Here is a 24,237-nt window from a genome sequence, read left to right on the forward strand (position 1 = left end):
AGGCTGGCGCGGGGGTTACAGATCCTGCGCCAGCAAAGCCTCGGCCACGGTAAGGCCGGTGACGAGATGGGTGGCATAGCCGCCCCGGATCGCGGCCATCGTCGCCTCAACCTTGTCATGGCCCGGCGTCACCAGGATGCCCATCTCAAGCCCGGTCAGGCGTTCAAGCGGGATGCCGATCATGCGGTCTTCCATCGGGCCGGGGATCGCGCGGCCTGCCGCATCGACGAACCGACCGCAGATCACCCCCACCGCACCATTGCCGGTGTAATGCGCCAGGTCCTCCGTCGTGGCGAGGCCGCTCGACACGATATGGCTGTCCTCGCTCGCGGTGCCGACCGAGAACAGGAGCTTGTTCAGCTTTTCGATCTCATCGAGCTGTACCCGCAGGATCGGCTCGGCCCGGAGCGCGCGGGCGAGATCAGCGCTCGACAGGATCGCGGGGGCATGGAGGTTGAGGCAGCGCGCCCCCAGCCTTTGCGCCAGCCGTGTCGAGCAGGCCTCGGCGGTAAAGCCGTAAGGCGTGGCCATAGAACCGACCAGCTGCAAGACGGTCATGTCTTCAGTGCGGGTTATCTCCAGCGCCTCTGCAAGATCATAGACGGTGCGCCCCCAGGCCACGCCCAGATTGTCACCCGGCGCCAGCAGGTCCGGCAGCCAGAGCGCCGCGCCCTTCACCACCCGGCGAAAGGCGTCCTCGACGCTCGCGCCCTCATCGGGCACCACATAGGCCGCTTTCAGCCCGAAGCGGCGGCAGAGATCCGAAGCCAGCCGATGCGTGGTGAAAGCAGGCGCCGCCAGGGTGATGCGGATCAGTTCGCGCTCGCGCGCCTCCTGCAGGTAATTCACCACTGTCGCGCGCGAAATCCCCAGCGTTTCAGCAATGTCCTTCTGGTTCAGCCCCTCGTGATAATAGAGCCAGGCAACCTCGATCACGGCATTCTCGCCGCTGACCTGGCCGATTGTGCGCCGCCTGGCTGTGTTGTTCACCTCTGGCCTCATTCAACGTTTGACAGGTATATTTGACATTTGTAGACAATGCCGGATGATCGTGCAATTGCCTTTGGACAGGCTGCTTTTAGGGATCCACCGGGGAGGGTGCAAATGAGAACGAATCTCTGGAATGAGACCGAGGCGCGGGCATTGCAGGAGGCGGCGGGGTCTGACGCGGCGGCGCGGGAACTTGCGCTCAGGGTCTATTCCTCGCGCATCATCGGACGCGACCCGGATATGGTGATGCATGGCGGCGGCAATACTTCGATGAAGGCGCAGGCCGTCGATGTTTACGGCGACACGGTTGATGTGCTGCATGTGAAGGGCTCGGGCTGGGATCTGGAGACCATCCAGGCCGCAGGTCTGCCCGCTGTGCGCATGGCGCCCCTTGCACGGCTGCGCGGACTGGCTGCGCTGTCGGACGAAGCGATGGTCGATGTCCAGCGCGCCAATCTTCTGGACAGCACCGGCCCCAATCCGTCGGTCGAAACGCTGCTCCATGCCTGGATCCCGCATAAATATGTCGATCATACCCATGCAACCGCCTTCCTGACGCTGGCGAACCTGCCCGAGGTCGAAGCCGCCACGCGCGAGATCTTCGGCGACCGGCTGACACTTCTGCCCTATATCATGCCGGGCTTTGCGCTCGCGAAAGCAGCGGCAGATGCCTATGACCGCAATCCCGAGGCCGAAGGGCTTTTGCTGATCAATCACGGCCACTTCACTTGGGGCCCCGGGGCGAAAGCCTCTTACGACCGGCTGATCTCGCATACGAACGAGGTCGAGGCCTGGCTCGCGCAGCGCCGCCCCGGCCCGGTCTATCCGGGTGCCGCTTTGCCGCCGCCGCAACTGGCGCAGACGCTGGCATCGCTGCGCGGCGCGCTGGCCTCTTGCCTGCCCGAGGCGGCAGGCCTGCCGGTCCTTGATCTGCGCGCCGATGATGCGGCCCGCGCCTTTACTCTGCGCGACGACCTGGTGGCACTTGCGAAACGCGGTGTGGCGACCCCGGATCACGTGATCCGCACCAAGGGTCATCCGCTGGTGATCACCCGTGAGATCCTCGCAGGCGGGCCAGAGGCGCTGCGCCAGGCGGTGACCGATTTCGCTGCAGATTACGCGCGTTATTTCGACCGTCAGGCGCCGCTTGCCGCAACACCAAAGACCATGCTCTCGCCGATGCCCGGCCTTGCATGGATCGAAGGTGAAGGCGTCGTCGGTATCGGCGCCACTGCCGCAGCGGCGCGGATTGCCGGCGATATCGGCAGCCAGACCACCCGCGTGATGGCGGATGGCGAGCGGCATGGCGGGTTCTATCCGATCGGCGAACGTGACCTTTTCGAGATGGAATACTGGTCGCTGGAACAGGCCAAGCTCGGCAAGGGCAAGCCGCCGCGCTTTCAGGGCAAGGTGGTACTGGTCACCGGCGGCGCGGGGGCGATTGGCCTTGCCACCGCGCGGGCTTTCGCGGCGGAAGGCGCGGCGATCTTCCTTGTCGACCGCGACGAGGCGCTGCTTGACGCCGCCCTGAAGGCGCTTGGCCGCGATCATGGCGGCATCAGCGGTGACATCACCGCAAAAGGCGCGGCAGAGGTCGCGGTTGAGGCCTGTGTGGCACGCTTCGGCGGGCTCGATATCCTGGTGTCAAATGCAGGTGCCGCGATCACAGGTGAGACTGCGACCCTGCCCGACGACACGCTGCGTCAGAGTTTCGAGCTGAATTTCTTTGCGCATCAGGCCTTTGCCCAGGCCGCCGTCGCGGTGTTCCGCGCCCAGACCGCCGCGCGCGGCACACGCGGCGCGGGCGATGCCGGGCAGATCCTGATCAATGTCTCGAAACAGGCGGTGAACCCGGGCAGGAATTTCGGCGCTTATGGGTTGCCCAAGGCAACGACCTTCTTCCTTTTGCGCCAGCTCGCGCTGGAACTCGGGGCCGAGGGCATCCGCGTGAACGGGATCAATGCCGACCGCATCCGGTCGGGCCTTCTGACCGGCGAGATGATCGCGGCGCGCTCCGCCGCGCGTGGTCTTGATGAGGCGAGCTATATGGGCGGCAACCTGCTGGGCCGCGAGGTCGAGGCGGGCCATGTTGCGCAGGCCTTCACCGCGCTGGCGGCGTCGGCCCGCACCACTGCGCATGTGATGACGGTGGATGGCGGCAATATCGAAGCGGCTTTGCGCTGACGCGAAAGCGCGCGGCGGGGCCTAGCCCTCGCCGCGACGCGGACGCTGCGCGAAGACACTGGCCAGCGCCAGCAACCCCGATCCGACCATCAGAAACACCGAAACAGCATTCAGGACCGGCGTCGAGCCGACTTTGACCATGCGGTCATACATGGTGATCGTCAGCGGCGCGTCTGAGCCGACCAGCATCAGGGTGGTGTTGAAGTTCTCGAACGAGACCAGAAACGCCACCACAAAGCCGGAAAACAGCGCCGGGGTAAGGTATGGCAGCGTCACCGTCGCCAGCACCCTGATGCGCGAGGCGCCAAGGTTCAGCGCCGCCTCCTCCAGCGCGATGTCGAATTTGCGCAGCCGGGCCGAGATCACCAGCGTGGTGATCGTCACGAGGAAGGAAAGCTGCCCCAGAATCACCAGCAATACGCCCGGGCGCAGGAAATCCCATTCCCACCAGAAGGCATCGCTGACGCCATTCGCGATCATGCTGGAAAACACCAGGATCGAGATCCCGAGGATCACGCCCGGGATCACCAGCGGCACGATCATCAGCACGTAAAGCACGTTTTTGAAGGGGAAGCTCTTCCGCTCGAACAAAAACGCGTTGCAGGTGCCGATCACGACTGCCAGGCCCGAGACGATCAGCCCGATCCAGAGCGAATTGATCAGCCCAGCCATCAGACGGCGGTCATGGAACAGACCGATCACCGGCTCTTCGCTGCCGAAAAACCAATTGAGCGTAAAGCCCTTCCACGGCAAAGCCGGGAATTGCGAGTCGTTGAAGGCAAAGATCGCGGCAGCGACCAGCGGCGCGGCGAGGTAAAAGAAGAACGCCAGCATATAGCCGAGATAAAGGCCACGCATCAGACCGGAACGGGGGGCGGCGACGTTCATCCTCTCACTCCTTCGCCACGGTCGAGGCAAGGTTCTGCCCGGTCAGCCGCAGCCCGAGCCAGACCACGCCCGAGGTGAAGACCAGCAAAAGCACGCCGAATGTCGCCCCGGATTCCCAGTTATAGCGGGTGACGAATTGCTCGTAGATCTGCTCGGTGAACCACATGGAATTTTTGCCGCCCAGAAGGATCGGCGTCAGATAGCTGCCCGCCGCAAGCATGAAGGTGATGATGCAGCCCGCAACGATTCCCGGCATTGCATAGGGAATGACGATGCGGCGAAACACGGTGATCCGGCTGCCGCCGAGATTGTAACCGGCCTCAAGCAGCGCATTGTCCATCCCGTCCAGCGTCGAGACCAGCGGCACGATCATGAACAGGACCACCGTATAGACCATGCCGATCACGACGGTGACGTCGTTATACAAAAGCTCGACCGGGCCCGAGCTCAGCCCCGCCCATTGCAGCGCGCCCGAGATGATCCCGGTCTCGCGCAGCAACAGGATCCAGCCGAACGCGCGTACCAGATCCGACACCCAGAGCGGGATCAGGCACATCAGGAACAAGGCCGCGCGCGACCGCTGCCGCGCGATTTTCGCGATATACCAGGCGACCGGAAAGCCGATGAAAAGCGCAAGGATCGTGACCAGAACCGAGATCCAGGCGGTGCGCAACAGCGTGTTCCAGTAGATCGGCTCGCGGAAGAAATCGAAGTAATTGCCGAAACCGAACGCATATTCGCGCGGCCCCAGCTTTTCGCGCAAGGAGAGCCAGCCGACACCGATCTGCGGCAGGATGATCAGAAGGATGATCCACAGCGCAAAGGGCGCGAACAGCAGGATCAGCGTCAACCGGCTGGCGTCAGAGCTTTTCATCCCTCACCCCGCCTCTGGCGCCGGAAAGGCCAGCGCATGTGTAGAGCGGAAGAAGGCCGTCACGCTGTCACCGCGCGCAACCGGGGTGGTCGCATCCATCACGCTTTGTGCGATCTCGATCAGCCGGCCCGAGCTGCGCAACAGGATCCGCGAATTGGCGCCATTGAACAAAAGGCTGTCAATTTCACCCGCAAGCTGGTTGCCGCCTTCGACAGGTATGAGGGAAATCGTCTCGGGGCGGAAAAACACCTCGACGCGGCTGCCTGCGGCCAGGGTCGCGCCCTGGCGGGCGATGATCTCCGGCCCGCCGTCCAGCATGATCCGCGCCTCATCGCCGCTGAGCGCCGTCACCCGGCCCGCCCAGCGGTTGGTGTCGCCCACAAAGCCCGCGACAAAGCCCGATCCCGGCTGGTTATAAAGCTCTTTCGGAGTGCCGATCTGTTCGAACCGACCGGCATTCATCACCGCGACATTGTCAGACATCACCAGCGCTTCGGACTGATCATGGGTGATATAGAGGAAGGTCGTGTTGAACTGATGCTGCAAGAGCTTCAGCTCGATCTTCATCTGCTCGCGCAGTTTCAGATCCAGTGCGCCAAGCGGTTCATCGAGCAAAAGGACATCCGGCTCCAGCACCATGCAGCGTGCGATGGCGATGCGTTGTTTTTGCCCGCCCGAAAGCTGCGCGACCTGCTTCTCCTGCACCCCCGGCAGCCCGATCCGCGCCAGCACATCCGCGACCTTGCGCGCGATTTCCGAACGGCTCTCGCCCCGGCATTTCAGACCATAAGCGATATTCTCGCCGACATTCATCATCGGAAACAGCGCCAGATGCTGGAACACCATCTTGACCGAACGTCTGTTCGGCGGCACTTCCAGCACCGATTTGCCTTTGATGCGGATATCGCCGGAATCCGGCGTCTCGAACCCCGCGATCATCCGCATCAGTGTGGTCTTGCCACAGCCCGATGGCCCGAGGATCGAAAAGAAAGACCCGCGCGGCACGGTGAAAGAGACGTCATTCACGGCCCTGTGGCGACCAAAAACCCTGGTCAGGTTCACACATTCCAGATCATGCATAGGGGGCTCGTCAAAGGTAAGTAGCGGCGGGGACAGGCGGGGATACGCCTGTCCCGGTGTCATAAGGGGTCGCTCAGTTCCCCGAAGCGGCTTTGATACGCTCCAGCACCTTGCCTTCGATATCTTCCAGCCCCGGAGGGATATTGGCGAAGAATTTCATATTCGCGATGGCCGCATCGTCAAAGGCCAGCTTGACCGCAACCTTCTTCGCCTCGGGCAGAAGTTCGATCCCGCCCTCGACCGCAGCAATCGCGCCGGTCGAATCCGACATGATGGTCACGATTTCGGGGCGCATCACGAAATTGATCCACTTATAGGCGGCGTCATCGGCGCGACCCTTGGCGGGGATCACAAAGGTGTCGATCCAGGTCAGTGCGCCCGAAGCCGGCGGCACATAAACAAGGTTCTGGTTCTCGCCATAAAGCTTGAACGCGGTGGAATCCCAGGATTCAGACGCCACAACCTCGCCCGACAGCAGAAGCGTCGAGAGGTCGTCGCCACCATTCCAATAGGTCTTGATCACCGATTTACAGGCGATCATCTTATCAGCCACCTTGTCGAGCATCTCGCTATAGGCCGCCGTGTCAGAGTAAAGCGCGAAAGGGTCATAGCCGAGCGAGAAGCCCATCCCGAGAAGGATCGTCCGGCGCAGGCGCATCGAGGTCTTGCCCTTATATTCCTCTTTGCACAGATCGGACCAGTCCTTCACATCCGCCGCTTTGGTCACATCGACCACAAGGCCGGACGTACCCCATTGATGCGGCACGCCGTAGACCGCGCCATCGATGGTGGTATTGGCTTTGACGGCCTCCAGCAGGTTGGCCTGCATCTTGCCGGTCTCGATCTGCGACAGATCCAGCGGCTTGTAGATCTCGAACTCGCTTTGTGCCGCGAAGATGCGGTCATGGCTGGGCTGCGCAAGATCAAAGCCCGCACCGCCGGTGGCGCGCAGCTTGGCAACCATTTCCTCATTGTTGGAAAGGGTCACCTCGACCTTGATATCGGGATATTCCTTTTCAAAAAGCGCGATCACATTGTCAGGCGCATAGCCGCCCCAGGTCAGGAGACGCAGCGTCTCGGCCTGGGCTGCGCCAATGCAAAGGGCGGTGGCGCAGGCGGACGCGGCAAGCAGCCGTGCAAACAGGGTTGTCCTGGCAGTCATTGTTCACTCCCTATGTTGATCCGGCGGGGCATCAATGACCCCGCTCGTATTTTATAAGCTCTGACTATGTGGCCCGGCGTGACAGGGGCTAAGGTCCACTTTCGAAGAAACATGAGACCGCTTTTGCCAGCCCGCGGCGCAGGCTCAGAGATCCGATATGTCTGACATCTGCCAGGCCGATTTCGCCAGCCATTCCGGCGCGATCTCGACGCCCCAGCCCGGCCGGTCGCTGATGGTGACCTGGCCCGCATCGACCCGGTAGGGGTCTTCGGTGTAAAGCCCGTATTGCCAGGGGTAGTAATCCGGCCCCTCGATCGAGAATTCGAGATATTTGCCCGCCCCTTCGATGGCGCGCAGAAGATGCATGGTGAACAGCGTCACCAGCCCCTGATTGGCGGCATGGGGCGTGACCGGCAGGCCGGCCGCGCGGGCCATTTCGCAGACCCTGAGCGTGCGGCTGATGCCGCCCAGATAAAGAATATCGGGCTGCACGATATCGACCACGCGGTCGGTGATCATCTGCCGCCAGACCGGCATCTCGCAATCCTGCTCACCGCCGGTGACCGCGATGGGTTTCTCCGCCAGCGCACGGGTGACTTCGGCGGTCTGGTCCAGTTCCCAGTAAAGACAGGGTTCCTCGAAATGCTCGATCCCGTTGTCGAGAAGGATATCCGCAACCTGGATCGCGCGGCGCGGCGAAAAGCCGGAATTGGCATCGACCAGCAGCGCTGCATCCGGGCCGAGCGCCTTCCGGATCGTCGGGATGATTTCCTCGGTCCGGCCCGGCCATTCGTCGATGTCATGACCATATTCGGCCGCGATACGGAACTTGAAGGCATCAAAGCCGAACTCGCCCTGAAGGCGGCGGAAGCGCTCGGCCTCCTGCACAGGCGTGATATCGCGCTTCATCGATGAGGCGTAGCAGCGCAAGGGCCCCGGGCTGCCACCGATCAGCGAACAGACCGGCAGACCGGCCTCTTTGCCGCGCAGATCCCAGAGCGCGGTGTCAAACCCGCCAATGGCGCGCTTCAGATACGAGCCGGGGAATTTATGTTCGCGCTCGAACACTTTGTCGGTCAGCGCGTCGAGATCGTCAAACTCCACCCCCAGCACCCAGGGCGCGACCTGGCGGTGCAGCACCTGGGCGGTGATGTCGGAATTATAGGTCGAAACCTGGCCCCAGCCGGTCGCGCCGCTGGCATCCGTGATCCGGACAAAACCGATATAGCGCGACGAAAAGGTCTCGATACGGGTGATCTTCACGGGGTCGGTCCTCTCTTAAGGCTGGCCTCTTGCAGCGGGCCTCTTTGTGGCGACAAGATTGCCCCGGGCCAGGTGCGTCGGATAAGGTCCACTTTCGAAATTGTCGGAAGCCGGTTACAGCCGGGCGACCGGAGGAAGGGACAGGGATTTGGTCAAACGCTCATCTGGAGAGTTGCTCTTCGGTCTGCGCATCGACCGCAGCCTGCCGGCCTCGATCACCCTGCAGGTCTGTGCGGCTTTGCGCGGACTGATCCTTGCGGGCGATCTCGCGCCCGGGCGGCGCCTGCCGTCAAGCCGCAGCCTCGCCCGGGATCTCGATATTTCGCGCACGACGGCTGTGGCGGTCTATGACCGGCTTTTATCCGAAGGGCTGATCGAGGCGCGAACCGGGTCGGGATCCTACGTTTCGGCCCAGGCCGGGGCAAGGCTGCCGCAGGGGATCATCGGGGTCGAGCCGCCGCCGGAGGCCCGCACGGCCCGGCTCTCAACCGCCATCGACACTGCCTCGCAGCGCTTTCACCAGCGCCTGCCACATCCGCATCAGCCCCGCGCCTTTGTCACCGGCCTCCCCGATTTCGACAGTTTCCCGCTGGCGATCTGGGCGCGCCTGACCGCCAGCCACTGGAGATCGTCGCGCAACCGCATCCTTGGCTATGCCGAACCCGAGGGCGACCCCGATCTGCGCCGCGCCATTGCCGATCACCTGCGCGCCAATCGCGGCATCGCCTGCGAGGCGGAACAGATTTTCATCACGGCAGGCGCCCAGCAGGCCTTTGACGTGATCGGCCGCGTGCTGTTGAACCCCGGCGATCCGGTCTGGTTCGAGAACCCCGGCGCCATTGGTGCCCGCAACAGCCTGATTGCCTGCGGGGCTGACATGATTCCGGTTCCGGTCGATGACGAGGGGCTTGACGTGGCCGCCGGCCTTGCCCGCGCGCCTGCTTTCCGGCTGGCCTTTGTCACGCCCTCGCATCAGCATCCGACCGGGGCCGAGATGAGCCTTGCACGGCGCGCGGCACTGTTGCGCGCCGCCTATGACTGCGACGGCTGGATCATCGAAGATGATTACGACGGCGAGTTTCGCTATGACGGGCGACCGCTGCCGACGCTGAAAAGCGCCGACCGTGCGGATCGGGTGATCTATGTCGGCACCTTTTCCAAAAACCTGTTTCCCGCGCTGCGGCTGGGCTTTTACATCGCACCGCCGCCGCTGGTCGATGTCTTCTCGCATGTCTCGCGCGCCTTCCTGCAAGGCGTCTCGCCTGACAGCCAGGCGGTGCTGGCCCGTTTTATCGCCGAGGGCCATTTCGCCACCCATCTGCGCCGGATGCGCGAAATCTATGCCGCGCGCCACATGGCCTTTGCCGAGGCTGCGGCGACCCGGCTTAACGGGCTGATGGAACTGCGCGCCTCGCCCGCCGCAGGGTTTCACCGGATCGGCACGTTCCGGCATCCCGCTTTGTCCGAGCCCGCCGTGGTCAGCGCCTGCGAGACGGCGGGGCTTATCGTCTCGGGCCTTGACCGCTTTCGCTTTGGCCCTGACCCCTGCCCCGCCGGGCTGGTGCTGGGGGTGACGGCGGTGCCGCCCCGCACGATCCAGCGCGGGGTCGGGGTGCTCGCCTCGGTGCTTGAAGCGCAGATCTCCGCTGGGACCGGTTAACGGTCCCCAAGGATCATCGCTGCGGCGCGGTCGGCGAGCATGATCACCGGCGCGTTGATATTGCCGGAGGTGACATTCGGGAAGGCCGAGGCATCCACCACCCGCAGCCCTTCGATCCCGTAAAGCCGCAGCTTCGGGTCGACCGCATTGGTTCCGTCATCCGGCCCCATCCGGCAGGTCCCGCAGGCATGGAACACGCTGCCGGCGCGGGCGCGGATATCGGCGATCAGCGCCTCTTCATCCCTGATATCCGGGCCGGGCTGCATCTCGGCCTCGATATAGCGGGCGATCTCGGGGCGTTCCGCAATGCGCCGGATCAGCCGCACCCCGTCAAGCATCTGCTCCATATCGCCCGGCGCAGAGAGGTAATCCGGCTCGATCACAGGCGGCGCATTCGGGTCGGTTGATGCCAGACTGATCCGGCCACGGCTTTGCGGCCGGCAGGGCTGGATACCGATGAAAAACCCCGGAAACGGATCCGGCAGCGTCAGTCGACGCCTGCCCGGTGTCGGCTTTGAATAGCTGACCGGCGAGAAATAGAGCTGCTGATCCACCCGGTCGAGCCCGGGGCGCGAACGGACGAAGCCGCCCGCCTGGTTGACCGAAATCGCCAGTGGCCCATCGCGCAAGAGCAGGTATCGCAACCCCAGCATCGCCCGCCCGAGCCAGGGCCTGAGCTGCGTGTTCAGCGTCGGCACTTTCGAGCGGAAGAGATAGTCGATCCCCAGATGGTCCTGAAGATTGGCGCCAATGGCCGGCAGGTCGCGGATCACGCCCACATCCCGGCTTTGCAGCAGCGCCCCCGGTCCGAGGCCGGACCGTTGCAGGATCACCGGCGACAGCACTGCGCCCGCAGACAGGATCACCTCGGCCCGCGCCGTGGCGGTCATGACCTGGCCATCCCGCGCGTATTCAACACCCGTAACCCGCCCCTCCGAAATCGTCAGGCGGTTCACAAGCGCACCGGTCTCGACCCGCAGATTGGCGCGCCGCATCGCCGGATGCAGAAAGGCCGTGGCCGCAGAAGACCGCAGCCCCCTGGCCGCGCTGATCTGGTAGATCGAGACGCCTTCCTGCGTCGCGCCATTGTAATCCGGCGTCTCACTGAACCCCGCGCTTTTCGCCGCCGCCAGCCAGTCGTGGCTGAGCGGATGGACCGAAGCGCCCATTTCCCCGACCTTCACCCCGCCCGAACCACCGCGCCAGGCATCCTCGCCGCCCTCCCAGGTCTCGATCGCGCGAAAATGCGGCAGCACATCGTCCCAGCCCCAGCCGGGATTGCCATGCGCCTGCCAGTCGTCGAAATCGCTGTGCTGACCACGCACCCAGACCATCGCATTGATCGAGGAAGACCCGCCCAGCACCTTGCCGCGCGGCCAGTAAGATTGCCGCCCGGCCAGCGCCGCTTGCGGGCCGGTCCAGAAACACCAGTTCACCTTCGGATTGTAAAAGCTGTGGCCATAGCCGGCCGGCATCCGGATCATGAACCGCCGGTCACTGCCGCCGGCCTCCAGAACCAGGACAGAGAACCTGCCCGAGGCACTCAGCCGTTCCGCCAGAACCGAGCCGGCCGATCCAGCCCCGATGATGATATAGTCAAACGCAGCCATGGTCCCACCGCTCAGATCCCGGTCAGAGGCTTATCCCCTGCCGCGCGGTTCAGGAAAAGCCATTGCGGCGAAATGACCGGACCATTCCGGTTCCTGCGGCCCGGCCCCTTACGCCTCAGCCCGGAAGCGCGAAAGGGTTGAACCCGGTGCGGCCAAAGCCTTCAGACACCGCTGCATCATCCAGCACCAGGCTGGCCAGATCATCGGCCACGGTCTCGATATCCGGGTCACGCTCGGCGCTGATCACTTTGAGATAGCCGCCACAGTCATTGCAGGCCTCGGCCCGGATCGCCGCTTCGGGCGTGTCGAAACTGAGGTAATCCAGCTGCCCCGCTTCGCCGCAACAGGAACATTTCGCCCGCACCATATGCCATTCGCAATCGCAGAGCGCGCAATGCAGATAGCGCAGCCCCTGGCGTTCGCTGGTATGGATATGGCTTGCCACCGGGTGCGAGCCGCAGATCGGGCAATATGTCGTTTCCTCATCGCCCTTCGGCGGCAAGGGCGCGGCACGGGCGGCCTGGGCCACCTCAACCGACAGGGCAGCCCAGATAAACGGAGCCAGCGCCGGATCAACTGCGTCGAAACGGCTTTCGGTCAGGGCCACAGCGGCCGTGATCTTGTCGGCTTCGGGCAGCGCAGCAAGACGGTCGAGATGCGGATGGACCCCTTCGGGAACGCGCCCGCCAATCTGCGTGATCATCGTTTCAAGCCCCGGGAGCCAGCATCCCGATACCGCGATACGGGCGGCGTCAACCGGCTCTGTTCCCGCATAATCCGCCCTGATCGCAGCCTGCTGCGCGAATGTAATCTCAGCGGCAAGGCTCAGGAATGCCAAAAGCTCATGCCCCTCGGCCAGAGCCCGCAGCCGCGTCGCGCGGGCGGTATAAAGCGCGCCGAGATCCTCGCGCAGGATAGGGTCGAAATGGCGCGCCTCGGGGATGGGGTGGATGCTCAATGGTCGGCCTTCCCGGATTCAACTTCTTCGGCCCAGCGGTCATGGTGCTGCGCCGCCCAGCGTTTCGAGACATAGCCCGTCACCATGCCCGTGATCGAACCCCTGACCCAGATCGCAAGATAGATATGCCCGAGGATCAGGAGGATCAGCCCGATCCCCGCCACGGAATGCGCGAGGATGGCAAGGCGCAGCACCCAGATCGGGAAATATTCCGCGAAATAGGCGCGCCACATGATCAGGCCGGAAATCAGCAGCGCCACAATCGAGGCCATGATCAGCCAGAAGAGCACTTTCTGCCCGGCATTGTATTTGCCGATCCGCAGTTTGCGGGAGTGATCGCCCGCCAGCACCGGCACCACGTTCTTAAACCAGATCTTATCGGTCCGGGCCGGCAGATTGTGATGCATGAAACGTTTGAACATGTAGCAAAGCCCGAGGAACACCGCGATCCCGAAGAACGGGTGCAGCACCCGCGCCATCTGGGGCGAGCCGAGGAAACCGGACAGCCAGGAAAAGGTCGGGAAGAACCAGGAGATCCCCGAAGTTGCGGCGAAAAAGAAGCACAGAACGATGCTCCAGTGGCAAAGCCGCTCAAGGAATTTCGTGCGCAGGATCTGGTCTTTTTTGGGTTTTGCCATGGCGTGCCCCTCACTCTGCCGCGTGCTGCGGGAAAGGTGTGACATTGTCCGGCGGCGCTTCCGGCAGCATGCCATCCGAGCCTTCGGGGTGGTCATCATCATCGGTGGTATTGGGGCCAACCCCGATGAAATGCGCCGCCATCGCGCCAACCGCGACCGCACCGGCAACGGCAGCGGCGGGTTTCAGCAGATCCTTCCAGCCCTCAACGATGGGCGAGATTTTCGGATCTTTCGGCAGGCCGGCATACCGCTCGGGGTCGTCGGCGTGCTGGAGCACATACATCACATGGGTGCCACCAACGCCTGCGGGGTCGTAAAGACCGGCATTGTCATAGCCGCGCTCGTTCAGCTCGGCGACACGGGTCGCGGCGAGGTCTTTCATTTCCTCTTTCGAGCCGAAAGCAATCGCGCCGGTCGGGCAGGTTTTCGCACAGGCCGGGGCCTGGCCCACCGCCAGACGGTCAGAGCAAAGCGTGCATTTATAGGCCTTGTGATCGGTCTTCGAGATGCGCGGCACGTTGAAGGGGCAGCCCGCGACGCAATAGCCGCAGCCGACGCAGAGGTCGCTTTGGAAATCGACCACGCCATTCGCGTATTGCACAATCGCGCCGGGGATCGGGCAGGCTTTCAGACAGCCAGGATCCTCACAATGCATACAGCCATCCTTGCGGATCAGCCATTCGAACTTGTCGTTTTCATCGACATGTTCTGTAAAGCGCATCAGCGTCCAGGTCTCGGGATGCAGATCGGCGGGGTTGTCATAGACACCCACATTGTTTTCGACCGGGCCGCGCAGATCATTCCATTCATTGCACGCGACCTGACAGGCCTTGCAGCCGATACAGATCGAGACATCGATCAGTTTGGCGACCTCCATCTGGTGGTCCCGGATCTGGGGGGCCGGGGTCAGATCAGAGGTCGCCGAGCGGCGGACGATGTTTTGCGAGTTCATGCCAGTTCCCCCACCGCTTTTTCGACATTGACAAGGAAGGCTTTGAATTCAGGCGTTTGCGAGTTCGCGTCGCCGACGCCCGGCGCCAGCGTATTGGCGAGATAGCCCTTGCGGGTCGCGCCCTCGAACCCCCAGTGACAGGGGATTCCGATCTGCTCGACTTCCTGGCCCGCCACATTCAGCGTCCGCATCCGTTTGGTGACCACGGCTTTTGCAGTGATATAGCCACGTTTGGTCGTCACCTTGACGGTGTCGCCATGTTTGATACCCTTTTCCGCCGCCAGCTTTTCCCCGATTTCGATGAATTGCTCGGGCTGCAACATGGCGTTCAGATGGCTGTGTTTGGTCCAGTGGCGGAAGAGCTCCGTCACCGAATAGGTCGTCGCGACATAGGGGTAGTCATTGCGGTTGCCCATCCGCTCGCGGTCATTCTGGAAGATGCGCGCGGTCGGGTTATGGGTCACTGTCTCATGCAGCGGGTTTTTGGCAATCGGGCTTTCCACCGGCTCGTAATGTTCGGGGAAGGGCCCATCATTCATACCCTTCTCGGAAAACAGCCTGCCAACCCCTTCGGGAAGCATGATAAACGGCGCGGCATCGGCCCCCGGCGGAATGGTCGCCGGGAAGTCGGGCACGTCGGAGCCAACCCATTTCTCGCCATTCCAATGCAGGATCTGGCGGTCGGGATCCCAGGGATTGCCGTCTTTATCCATGCTCGCGCGGTTGTACAAAAGCCGCCGGTTCGCGGGCCAGGCCCAGGACCAGCCGGGGGTATTCCCCAGCCCGGTATCGGTATTGTCCCGATTGGCCATCTGGTTGCCCTTTTCGGTCCAGGACCCGGCAAAGACCCAGCAGAAGCTTTGCGTCGTGCCGTCATCGCGCAGCTGGCCAAAGTTATCCAGGAGCTGGCCTTTGCGCAGGATCTGGACGCCGTTCTCGTCGAAGACATCCTCCAGCGCATAGCCATTGGCCTCTTTCGCCATTTCTTCGGGATGCGGGAAATAGGGGTCGTGATAGGTCTCATGATCCCAGGTCATATGCAGAACCTGCTCCGGGCAGGCGCCGCCTTCGACCTCATAAAGCCGCCGCAGCTCCATCATGATGCCGCCCAGGATCGCCGGGTCGTGCCGCGCCTCGCCCGGCGGCTCCTGCCCGGCAAAGTGCCATTGCAGCCAGCGACCCGAGTTCACAATCGCCCCGTCTTCCTCGGCAAAACAATTCGAGGGCAGGCGGAAAACCTCGGTCATGATCTCCTCGGTCGGGACATCGTTGAACCGGCCTTCATTGCGCCAGAAATTAGAGGTCTCGGTTGCCAGCGGGTCGATGATCACCAGAAACTTGAGGTTCGCGAGCGCCTTAGAGGTCTTGTTCTTATCCGGCATCGCCGCCAGCGGGTTGAACCCTTGGGCGATATAGCCGTTGACCTGGCCATTATACATCATGTCGAAATAGGCCAGCATGTCATAGCTGCGATCCCATTTCGGCAGGAGATCAAAGGCGAAGTCATTCTCTTTGGTGGCGTGGGGGCCGTATTGGTTCTTCAGATAAGAGATGAAGAATTTCGGCGTGTGTTTCCAGTAATTGACCTGGCCCGGGGTAACATCCTTCGGCGTGGTTTCATCCAGATATTGCGCAAGGCTGGTCTGCTTGTCCGAAGGCAGGTTCATATAGCCCGGCACGCGCAAGGACAGCAGGCCAAGGTCGGTATAACCCTGGATATTCGAATGCCCGCGCAGCGCGTTCACGCCACCACCGGCCATGCCGATATTCCCGAGCAACAGCTGGATCATCGCCGCACCCCGGATGATCTGCGCGCCGCCGGTATGGTGGGTCCAGCCAAGCGCATAGAGCCAGGTCATGGTCTTGTTTTTGGCTGAACAGGATCCGATCACCTCGGCGATCTGGAGGAAATCGGCTTTTTTGACGCCGGTGATCTCCTCGACCATTTCAGGTGTATAACGGTCGACATGAGCCTTCAGCAATTGCAGGACCGACCGCGGATGCGTCATCGTCTCATCACGCAAAGCCAGCCCGTCTTCACCGCGCGCATAGGTCCAGGAGGTCTTGTCGTAGCTGTTGGTCTCGGCGTTGAAGCCCGAGAACACACCCTCATCAAAGGCGAAATCATCACGCACGATCAGCGCGGCATTGGTGTAGTCGCGCACATATTCATGCTGGATCTGACCCGTCTCAAGCAGATAGCGCACCATTCCCATCAGGAAAGCCGCATCAGAACCTGCCCGGATCGGCGAGAAGATATCGGCGACCGACGCCGTCCGGTTGAACCGCGGATCGACCACAATCACCTTGGCCTTGTTCTTGATCTTGGCCTCGATCACCCATTTGAACCCCACCGGATGCGCCTCGGCCGGGTTGCCGCCCATCACGATCACCACATTGGCGTTCTTGATATCGACCCAATGGTTGGTCATCGCGCCACGCCCAAACGACGGCGCCAGCGCCGATACCGTCGGCGCATGGCAAAGCCGCGCCTGGCAGTCGATCCCCAGCATCCCCAGAGCGCGGGAGAATTTGTAATCCAGCACGCCGGTCTCGTTCGAGGCCGCAGATGAGGCCAGCATCCCCGAGGAAAGCCAGCGGTTTACCAGCTGCCCCTGTTCGTTATGCGAGATGAAATTCGCGTCGCGATCATCCTTCAACAACCGCGCGATGCGTTTCGTCGCATCCTCCCAGCTGATCTTCACCCACTCGCTTGACCCGGGCGCGCGATATTCGGGATGCGTCAGCCGGCCTTTGGAATGGATCATATCCAGAAGGCCCGCCCCTTTCGGGCAAAGCGAGCCGCGCGAGACCGGGTGATCCGGGTCACCCTCGATATGGAAAATGCGCGGTTTGGCGTTTTTTGACCCGTCGCCAAGACTGTACATCAGAATGCCGCAACCGACCGAACAATAGGTGCAGTTGTTGCGGGTCTCTTTCGCGCGCAAAAGCTTGAACGGCCGCACCCCCGCCGAGACCTGTGCCTCGGCAGTTGAAAGCCCCATCGCCTGAGCCGAAAGTGCCGCTGCTCCGGCGCCGAGGATTTTCAGGAAACCGCGACGCCCGATCTTTGTACTGGCACCATACATGGCAACCGCTCCTGCCCTTGACTGAGTGGGATTGTGTGCGATGGCACACCGTTACCCTGTCGCAGTAGCTGCCGGCTCCGGCAGCGGGCAAGACAGAAGATGCACAATCCAGGGCAGGGCCGCGACATGGTGCAGCATCCGCAGGCAGAAAAAATTCCGAGGCAATTACATGGTCTTACCAAACCCCCGCCACGCAATGGATTTATTTTGTGATTTATAATGGTTATGATGCAGTAAGCATTGATAATCATGAAACTGTGATATGGTGATTTCACCCGCCGCAGGAGGCAGCCGGGCCGAATGACCCAGACAGACAAAGGCACGATGGTGTTTGATGTGCCGTTTTGGCTGTGATTCGTCAGTTTCGTTATGTATATGAAAACATATCGTTCCCGGGTATACCAGCCCTGCCACCCTCTGAGCTCTGCCAGCGACCCCGCATCTGAACCCCGGACATTGCCATGCTGATCCGCCATCTCGACTTCTTCGTGACCCTTGCCGAGGAAGAGCATTTCGGACGCGCGGCCGAACTCTGCGGTGTCAGCCAGCCTGCCTTGTCTCTGGCGATCCGCAAGCTCGAGGATGATCTGGGGATGCCCCTGATCCTGCGCGGCCAGCGCTTTCAGGGCCTGACCGCCGAAGGCGAGAAAGTGTTGATCTGGGGGCGTCAGATCCTCTCGGATTATGGCAATCTGCGCGCCGATCTGTCGGGACGCCGCAAAGGCGGGCTGACAGGGGTGCTGCGGTTGGGGGTTGCTGCCTCGGCCATGCCGATGATGGCGCAGTTCTGTGAGTTTTTCGAGGCCCGCAACCCGCTGGCACGCATTCAGATTTCGCTCGCGGATGGTGCGGGGATCGAGGCCGGCCTGACTGACTTTTCGCTGGATGGCGGCTTTGGCTGGCTGCCCGCACGCAGGGCAAAATCAGACCAGGCGCATCACCTGCCGCTTTGGCAGATGCGGCTGTATTTTGCCTGCCGCAAGGACCACCCCTTTGCCGCGGGCGGGCCGGTCAGCCTGGCCGATGTGGCGACGCAACCGCTTTGCCTGACCGCTGATCTGCCGCTCCTGCGCCCGGCGCTGAAACCTGCGATCCTCTGTTCCGGGCTGGATGGGGTTCTGGCGCATCTGCGTTCAGGCGCCTGGTGCAGCCTTGTGCCCGACAGCCTGACGGCGCTGCTGGCGGAGCAGGACGAGATCCGTCTCCTGCCGGTCAGCGACCAGGGCGAAAGCCATAGCCTTGGCGCGCTTTTGATCCGGCGCGAGCCGCAGGCCCCGATGGTGCGCGCCTTTGAAGAGGCGTTGAGCGGGTTTTCCGGCCAGATGGCGGCCTGACCCTTCGCAGCACCGTCCCTGATCCAAACCTTGTTCCGGCCCGGTCAAAATGCCAGACACGGGAAGAGCACGTCCCCGAGGAGACCGCCGCGTGACCCTTTCCGATCGCCCCCTGACACGCACCGCCAACCCGCCCGGCTTCGCGGCAAAGCTGGCGCGCGTTTCGGTGCTGGTGGTGGATGATGAGCCGGGGATGCGCAATTTCATGGCGCGGATCCTTGGCCCGCAATGCCGGCGGATCGAACTGGCGGCCTCGGTCCAGGAAGCGCAGGAATGGCTCGCGGTCGAGCCCTTCGATGTGATCGTGCTGGATAACATCCTCGGGAATGAGCGCGGCCTTGACTGGCTGGTGACACAGCGCGCGCGCGGTATCGTGCCGCCGGTGATCCTGATCTCGGCCTTTGCCGATCTGGAAATCGCCATCGAGGCGATGCAGGCCGGCGTGGTCGATCTGATCCTCAAACCCTTCCGGTCGAACCAGTTGCTGACAGCGGTGGCGCGCTCGGCCGAACAGGCGCGGCTGATGGGCGAGAATCAGGTCCTGAAACACGAGCTGCGGCGCGGCTCGGAAATGACGCCCGGCCCGGTCGCGCTGATCGGCACTTCGCCCGGGATCACCGCCATTCGCGAGACCATTGCACGGGTGGCGCCCTTGCCGTCTTCGGTCTTGCTGACCGGCCCTTCGGGCAGTGGCAAAGAGGTCGCGGCGCGGCTGATCCATGCGATGTCGGACCGCCGCGATGCGCCTTTCGTGCCCGTCAACAGCGCGACCCTGAATGAGGACCATGCCGAAGCCGATCTCTTCGGCGAGGTCGGCGGCGAGCGGCGCGGTTTCTTTCTCCATGCCCAGGGCGGAACATTGTTTCTGGATGAAATCTCAGAGCTGCCGCTGTCGATCCAGGCCCGGCTGCTGCGCGTTCTCGAAGACCGCCGCATCCGCCCGGTCGGCGCCGAACGCGAGCTGCCGGTCGATATCCGCCTGATTTCCGCGACCAATGCCGACCCGGCAATGCTGGTCGCAACCGGAAAGCTGCGCGAGGATCTCTGGCACCGCATAAATATCCTTCAGCTGCCGATGCCGCCGCTGGCCGCGCGCGGGCGCGATGTGATCGACCTTGCAGCGCATTTCATGGAGGCGCTGTCGGGCCGGCTCGGCATGCCCCCGGTCGCGATCACATCCGAGGTCGAAGCCGCCCTGATGGCGCGGCCCTGGCCCGGCAATGTGCGCGAACTGAGAAACCTGGTGGAGCGGGCGCTGATCCTCGGGGCCTTTCCGCCCGATCTGATGGGGCAGTGACATGGCGCGGCCCGGCGGCTGGCCTTCGGTACGCGGACGCCTGCTGATCATCGCGCTCTTGCCGATGCTGGTTCTGACCCCGATCCTGTTGGGGATCACCATGCAGCGCTGGCTGAACAGGACCGACCAGATCCTCGCCGCGCGGGTCACCAGTGACCTGACTGTCGGGCGGCAATATCTTGACCATCTCACCGCCAGTACCGCGCGCGACGTGGCGGCGATTGCCCGCTCGGCCGCGTATCGCGATGCGTCAGCAGCAGAGATGCCGGCCTTTCTGGAAGAAGCGCGGCGCCATGCCGGGCTGGATTTCCTGATGCTGACCAGCGCGCGCCTGCCCGGCGGGATCTTTGCCGTGCCAGAGGGCGGGCTGGCCGTTTTCACCCCTTCAGATCTGGAGCAGCTTTCCCCCGGACTTGCCGCCCGTGCCCCGGTACCGCTGATCACAACCGAAGGCAGCCGCCCCACCGATGCAACCAGCGAGGATCGCGGGCTTGTGGTTCTGGCCACCGATTGGGTGATCCTGCCCGAAGGCGTGAACGGACTGCTGGTCGGCGGCATTCTTTTGAACCGAAATGAAGATTTCATCGACCGCATCTCGGCGCTGGTCTATCCGGCAAGCGATCCGGCGCTGTCCGGTGAGATCGACGCAGAGCTTGATCGGGGCGTCATCACTCTGTTCCTCGGCGATACCCGCATCTCGACCACGCTGCGCCCCACCGGGTCCGAGCGCGCCATCGGCACCCGCGCCTCTGCGGCAGTCTCGGCCCAGGTGCTGGGCGTGGGCCGACCCTGGCATGACACCGCCTTCGTGGTGAATGGCTGGTATATCTCGGCCTATGAGGCATTGACGGATGTGTCGGGAAACCGGGTCGGGATGCTTTACGCCGGCATCCCGAAAGCACCCTATACCGCTGCCCGCCAGGTGACACTGTTGATGATCGGCGCGGCCTTCCTGCTGGTTGGCGGGCTTTTCGTGCCGCTCGCGCTCAACTGGGCGCGCGGCATTTTCCGCCCGCTTGCGGCGATGCGGGACACGATCGCGCTGGTCGAGGCCGGCGATATGGGGGCACGCACCGGCCCGGTTCCGGGCGCCGCCGAAATCGCCCTGGTTTCGACCCATCTGGATGCGCTGCTCGCCCTGCTGTCGTCTCGCGAGCAGGAGCTGCGCAATCTCAACGCCGATCTGAACGCCCGGGTCGAGGCGCGCACCCAGGACCTGACCCGCGCCAATCAGGCGCTTCAGATCACCAGCCGCCAGCTGATCCTTGCAGAAAAACTCGCCACCATCGGCGAGGTGACCGCCGGGGTCGCGCATGAGATCAACAACCCGCTGGCGGTGATTTCCGGCAATCTGGAAGTCATTCGCATGGTGCTGGCGGATCGCGACTCTGATATCGCGCCGGAATTGCGGCTGATCGACGAACAGATCCGCCGCATCAACGGGCTGGTGTCGCAGCTGTTGCAGTTCGCCCGGCCCGAGGAATTCACCGATGGCCCGCTCAGCACCGACCCCGCCGCCGCGATCCAGGGGCTGAAACCGCTGATCCGCCATTTGCTGGCGCGCTCCGGCGTGGTGCTGGTGGAAGAGATCCATCCGACGCGCCCGATCCGCATGAACCCGCATGAATTGCAGCAGGTGCTGATCAACCTTGTCTCGAATGCGGTCCAGGCGATGCCACAGGGCGGGCAGATCACATTGCGGCTGGAAGACGGGGCGGAAAGCGGGCGCGAGGGCGTGGTGATCACTCTGAGCGATGACGGGCCGGGCATGGATCCAGCCACCCTAGCGCGCGCCTTTGATCCCTTCTTCACCACGCGGGGGCGGGTGGGCGGTACCGGCCTCGGCCTGCCGATCTGCCTGAACCTCGTGACCCGTCAGGGCGGCAGCCTGACCGCAGACAGCCCTCAGAACGGGGGCACCAGTTTCCGCATCTTCCTGCCGATGGCGGATGACAGCCCGGATTGACCGCGGCAGGCGCGGCGCCGATCATGACTTCAGGCGGAGGGCGAATGATGCTGACACGGCGCGGGGTATTGGCGGGTATCGGTCTGACGGCCTTGCCGGGGCGGCTGCTGGCGCGCGGGCTGAAAGCTGATGAAACGGTGCTTTTCCTGCCCGGCTATGCGCGCGGGATTCTGCCGGGCCTCATCGAGGTCAATATCGAGGCCTGGGTGTTTGAATTCGAACGCCGCCCCGGTGCGCGGCTTGCATTCACCACCGCGCTCGGCATCGACATGGAGGCGGCGGGCCCTGAAGCAAATGCAATCTTCGCCGAACGCAGTCGCTGGTTTCTGACAGATTCCGAACGCGGCAAGGAATTGCTGATCCGTTTCGACGGTTTCGATGGCCCGGACGCGCCGGAAAGCCTCCTCCCCGCCACGGATCGCGGCGGCCGGGTCTCGGCGCGGCTCAGGATCCCTGCCCCGGGCGATGACCGCCTGATCCGCTTTCACACCAGCCGCGACGGCGCAGGGGAACGTTTCGAAGGTGTCGCCCATCTGGTGCCGGCCGAGGGGCTTTCGATCATCTCGGATATCGACGACACGGTCAAAATCAGCAATGTCGCCGATACGCGCGCGTTGTTGCGCGACAGTCTGATGGCGCCGTTCAAACCCGCCCCCGGCATGGCCGCCTTCTACCGCCACCTCGCGCAGAAGGCGGGCGCGTCTTTCCACTACCTGTCATCCAGCCCGATCCAGCTGGCCCCGGCGCTGAGCGGGTTTATCCGTGACGAGGCCTTCCCGCCGGGCAGCCTGCATCTGCGCGAAAGCACCGCCTGGAACCGGCTTTTGCCCGGCGCGGACAGTACGGTTCACCATAAAGGCGCAATATTGCGCCAGATTCTGGCCGATTTCCCCAACCGCCGCTTTCTGCTGATCGGCGACAGCGGCGAGCAGGATCCCGAAATTTACGCCGAAGCCGCCCGCAGCCATCCCGATCGCGACATCACCATTCTGATCCGCGAAGTGGCAGGCAGCGATCTCAGTCGCACGCGGCTTGATGCGGCCTTTGCCGGGACCACTGCACGCTGGCACCTGATCCCGGAAAGCGGGCCGGAGAAGGGCTGGTCGCCCCTTTAACCTCAGACCAGCGACCGCGGCGAGAGATATCTGAACGATTTGGCCGAGCGCTTCTCTGTGCAGGACGTCGTGATCGGCCGCCGGAACCCGACTGCGCTCAGCACGGCCCTTCAGAAGGAGGGTTTCACGGTGAACCAGTTCGGCCAGAGAATGGCCCCGATGGCTGCGCCGGTGAAGCAGCTGATGCGGGCGATCCTGCGGGACATTCCCGCTATGGCGACGGACCGCTTCTGCGCATGTGCTTCGAAAATGTGGCGGGCGAGAAGGTTGCCCACGAGAGTGAGAAGTTCACCAGGGTGAAGGCGCGGGGCAGCCTCGACGGTGCCATTGCGACCGCAATTGCGGTTGGCAGAATCATCGTCAATGAAGTGACGGTTCATCCTGCGAAGCGCGCGGTTTCGCCTTTCTCTGACCCGGCAGGCGCCCCGAAGGCTTCACATATTCGTGATCAGGCCCCGGTTGGCTTCGCTTCTGAACTGGTCCAGCCGTGGTTGCACGACTTTGCCAAAGCAAAAGGCCGCCCCGAAGGACGGCCATTTTGTGCTGGTATTCCAGTAAGTTACTGGTGCCGCTGAAGGGACTCGAACCCCCGACCCCATCATTACGAATGACGTGCTCTACCAGCTGAGCTACAGCGGCGTATTCCAGATACAGGCCCCAATTCTGTCCTGCTTGTCGTCGATGGCCTCAGAACTCTTTGGCTTTGCCTGTCACCCGGCATCGAAATCGCTGCCTGTGAAAGCTCTGCCGATCGCGTTACCGGAGCCATGCAGGCGCTCGTTTAAACGCGCGAGGCCTTCTTGTCCAGTGTCCGTTCACGGCAATTTCCCTTACCCGGCCCCCCGCATTGGAGAGGTCGGGACATAGGACTTCCGTGGTAGCGTAAGGGGCGCCCCCGGCAGGCCAGCGGCGCGTCCCGACAGCGCCCCTCAGGGCAAGCGACCCCAGACAGCTCGCCACCCTGTGCCGCAGGCCATCCTGAGGAGATTTCATGCAATATGACGTAAAGTTATTATTATCAATACGTTATTAGACACCCACAACCTCATCCCGGCCCCACGCGATACTTGGGCGGGCGCAGGACGATCTTTGACATGTCGGTCCGGATCAATGTGGAAGCAAGATGTCCAGGGCCCCTGAATGACAGCCCCTGTCAAATCGCCCCTGACTAGCGGGC

The 24,237-nt window shown here is 63.0% G+C and carries 18 protein-coding genes and 1 tRNA gene; 7 read left to right on the plus strand and 12 right to left on the minus strand.

The window, feature by feature from the left end; genetic code table 11:
• Nucleotides 1–15: 15 nt before the first annotated feature.
• Nucleotides 16–990 carry a sugar-binding transcriptional regulator gene (locus M3484_RS05740; protein ID WP_249496118.1) on the minus strand — a complete coding sequence of 325 codons (975 nt, stop codon included), beginning with the start codon at nucleotides 988–990 and terminating at the stop codon, nucleotides 16–18.
• A gap of 114 nt (nucleotides 991–1,104) precedes the next feature.
• Between M3484_RS05740 and M3484_RS05745 the strand changes: the two genes are divergently transcribed.
• The gene (locus M3484_RS05745; RefSeq protein WP_249496119.1) at nucleotides 1,105–3,174 is read left to right on the plus strand and encodes a bifunctional aldolase/short-chain dehydrogenase; all 2,070 of its coding nucleotides are present in this window, start codon (nucleotides 1,105–1,107) and stop codon (nucleotides 3,172–3,174) included.
• A gap of 21 nt (nucleotides 3,175–3,195) precedes the next feature.
• Here M3484_RS05745 and M3484_RS05750 read toward each other — a convergent pair whose 3' ends face one another.
• The 5 genes from M3484_RS05750 to M3484_RS05770 form a co-directional block, all read right to left on the minus strand.
• Nucleotides 3,196–4,062, minus strand: coding sequence for an ABC transporter permease (locus tag M3484_RS05750; RefSeq protein ID WP_249496120.1), 867 nt, complete (start codon nucleotides 4,060–4,062; stop codon nucleotides 3,196–3,198).
• Nucleotides 4,063–4,066: 4 nt separating this feature from the next.
• The gene (locus tag M3484_RS05755; RefSeq protein ID WP_092900499.1) at nucleotides 4,067–4,936 is read right to left on the minus strand and encodes an ABC transporter permease; all 870 of its coding nucleotides are present in this window, start codon (nucleotides 4,934–4,936) and stop codon (nucleotides 4,067–4,069) included.
• 3 nt (nucleotides 4,937–4,939) lie between these two features.
• Entirely contained in the window at nucleotides 4,940–6,016 is a 1,077-nt protein-coding gene (locus tag M3484_RS05760) for an ABC transporter ATP-binding protein (RefSeq protein WP_249496121.1), read from the minus strand.
• 73 nt (nucleotides 6,017–6,089) lie between these two features.
• A complete protein-coding gene (locus M3484_RS05765) occupies nucleotides 6,090–7,178 on the minus strand; it encodes an extracellular solute-binding protein (RefSeq protein ID WP_092900491.1) in 1,089 nt (362 codons plus the stop codon).
• A gap of 144 nt (nucleotides 7,179–7,322) precedes the next feature.
• Nucleotides 7,323–8,441 (minus strand): mandelate racemase/muconate lactonizing enzyme family protein, encoded by a 1,119-nt coding sequence (locus M3484_RS05770; RefSeq protein ID WP_249496122.1) that lies wholly within the window; start codon nucleotides 8,439–8,441, stop codon nucleotides 7,323–7,325.
• A gap of 148 nt (nucleotides 8,442–8,589) precedes the next feature.
• Here M3484_RS05770 and pdxR point away from each other — a divergent pair, with 148 nt between their 5' ends.
• Nucleotides 8,590–10,101, plus strand: coding sequence for a MocR-like pyridoxine biosynthesis transcription factor PdxR (gene pdxR / locus M3484_RS05775; protein WP_249496123.1), 1,512 nt, complete (start codon nucleotides 8,590–8,592; stop codon nucleotides 10,099–10,101).
• On the opposite strand, the gene M3484_RS05780 is transcribed toward pdxR, so the two are convergent.
• From M3484_RS05780 to fdnG, 5 genes are all read right to left on the minus strand, one after another.
• Nucleotides 10,098–11,711 carry a GMC family oxidoreductase gene (locus M3484_RS05780; RefSeq protein WP_249496124.1) on the minus strand — a complete coding sequence of 538 codons (1,614 nt, stop codon included), beginning with the start codon at nucleotides 11,709–11,711 and terminating at the stop codon, nucleotides 10,098–10,100. The genes pdxR and M3484_RS05780 overlap by 4 nt on opposite strands.
• 115 nt (nucleotides 11,712–11,826) lie before the next feature.
• A complete protein-coding gene (fdhE, locus tag M3484_RS05785; RefSeq protein ID WP_249496125.1) occupies nucleotides 11,827–12,669 on the minus strand; it encodes a formate dehydrogenase accessory protein FdhE in 843 nt (280 codons plus the stop codon).
• Nucleotides 12,666–13,307: a formate dehydrogenase subunit gamma gene (locus M3484_RS05790; protein WP_092900480.1), complete on the minus strand. Its 642-nt coding sequence runs from the start codon at nucleotides 13,305–13,307 to the stop codon at nucleotides 12,666–12,668. Before M3484_RS05790 ends, fdhE begins: the two co-directional genes overlap by 4 nt.
• 10 nt (nucleotides 13,308–13,317) lie before the next feature.
• Entirely contained in the window at nucleotides 13,318–14,259 is a 942-nt protein-coding gene (gene fdxH / locus M3484_RS05795; RefSeq protein WP_092900478.1) for a formate dehydrogenase subunit beta, read from the minus strand.
• Nucleotides 14,256–17,348 (minus strand): formate dehydrogenase-N subunit alpha, encoded by a 3,093-nt coding sequence (gene fdnG, locus M3484_RS05800; protein WP_249496126.1) that lies wholly within the window; start codon nucleotides 17,346–17,348, stop codon nucleotides 14,256–14,258. The genes fdxH and fdnG overlap by 4 nt, the downstream gene beginning before the upstream one ends.
• Nucleotides 17,349–17,809: 461 nt before the next feature.
• Between fdnG and M3484_RS05805 the strand changes: the two genes are divergently transcribed.
• The 5 genes from M3484_RS05805 (at nucleotide 17,810) to M3484_RS05825 (ending at nucleotide 23,635) form a co-directional block, all read left to right on the plus strand.
• Nucleotides 17,810–18,682, plus strand: a complete 873-nt coding sequence (locus tag M3484_RS05805) for a LysR family transcriptional regulator (RefSeq protein WP_249496127.1) — start codon at nucleotides 17,810–17,812, stop codon at nucleotides 18,680–18,682.
• 91 nt (nucleotides 18,683–18,773) lie between these two features.
• Nucleotides 18,774–19,979, plus strand: coding sequence for a sigma-54-dependent transcriptional regulator (locus M3484_RS05810; protein WP_249496128.1), 1,206 nt, complete (start codon nucleotides 18,774–18,776; stop codon nucleotides 19,977–19,979).
• Between the two features lies 1 nt (nucleotide 19,980).
• Entirely contained in the window at nucleotides 19,981–21,945 is a 1,965-nt protein-coding gene (locus tag M3484_RS05815; protein WP_249496129.1) for a sensor histidine kinase, read from the plus strand.
• A 44-nt stretch (nucleotides 21,946–21,989) separates the two neighbouring features.
• Complete coding sequence (locus tag M3484_RS05820; protein ID WP_249496130.1) at nucleotides 21,990–23,060, plus strand: phosphatidate phosphatase App1 family protein; 1,071 nt, start codon at nucleotides 21,990–21,992, stop codon at nucleotides 23,058–23,060.
• Nucleotides 23,061–23,296: 236 nt separating this feature from the next.
• Nucleotides 23,297–23,635 carry a hypothetical protein gene (locus M3484_RS05825; protein WP_249496131.1) on the plus strand — a complete coding sequence of 113 codons (339 nt, stop codon included), beginning with the start codon at nucleotides 23,297–23,299 and terminating at the stop codon, nucleotides 23,633–23,635.
• Here the strand turns inward: M3484_RS05825 and M3484_RS05830 are convergent.
• Nucleotides 23,624–23,699: transfer RNA gene (locus M3484_RS05830), tRNA-Thr, on the minus strand. The genes M3484_RS05825 and M3484_RS05830 overlap by 12 nt on opposite strands.
• Nucleotides 23,700–24,237: the final 538 nt, after the last annotated feature.

The organism is Pseudomonas sp. GX19020 (assembly GCF_023371075.1).
Classification (GTDB): Bacteria; Pseudomonadota; Alphaproteobacteria; order Rhodobacterales; family Rhodobacteraceae; genus Pseudogemmobacter.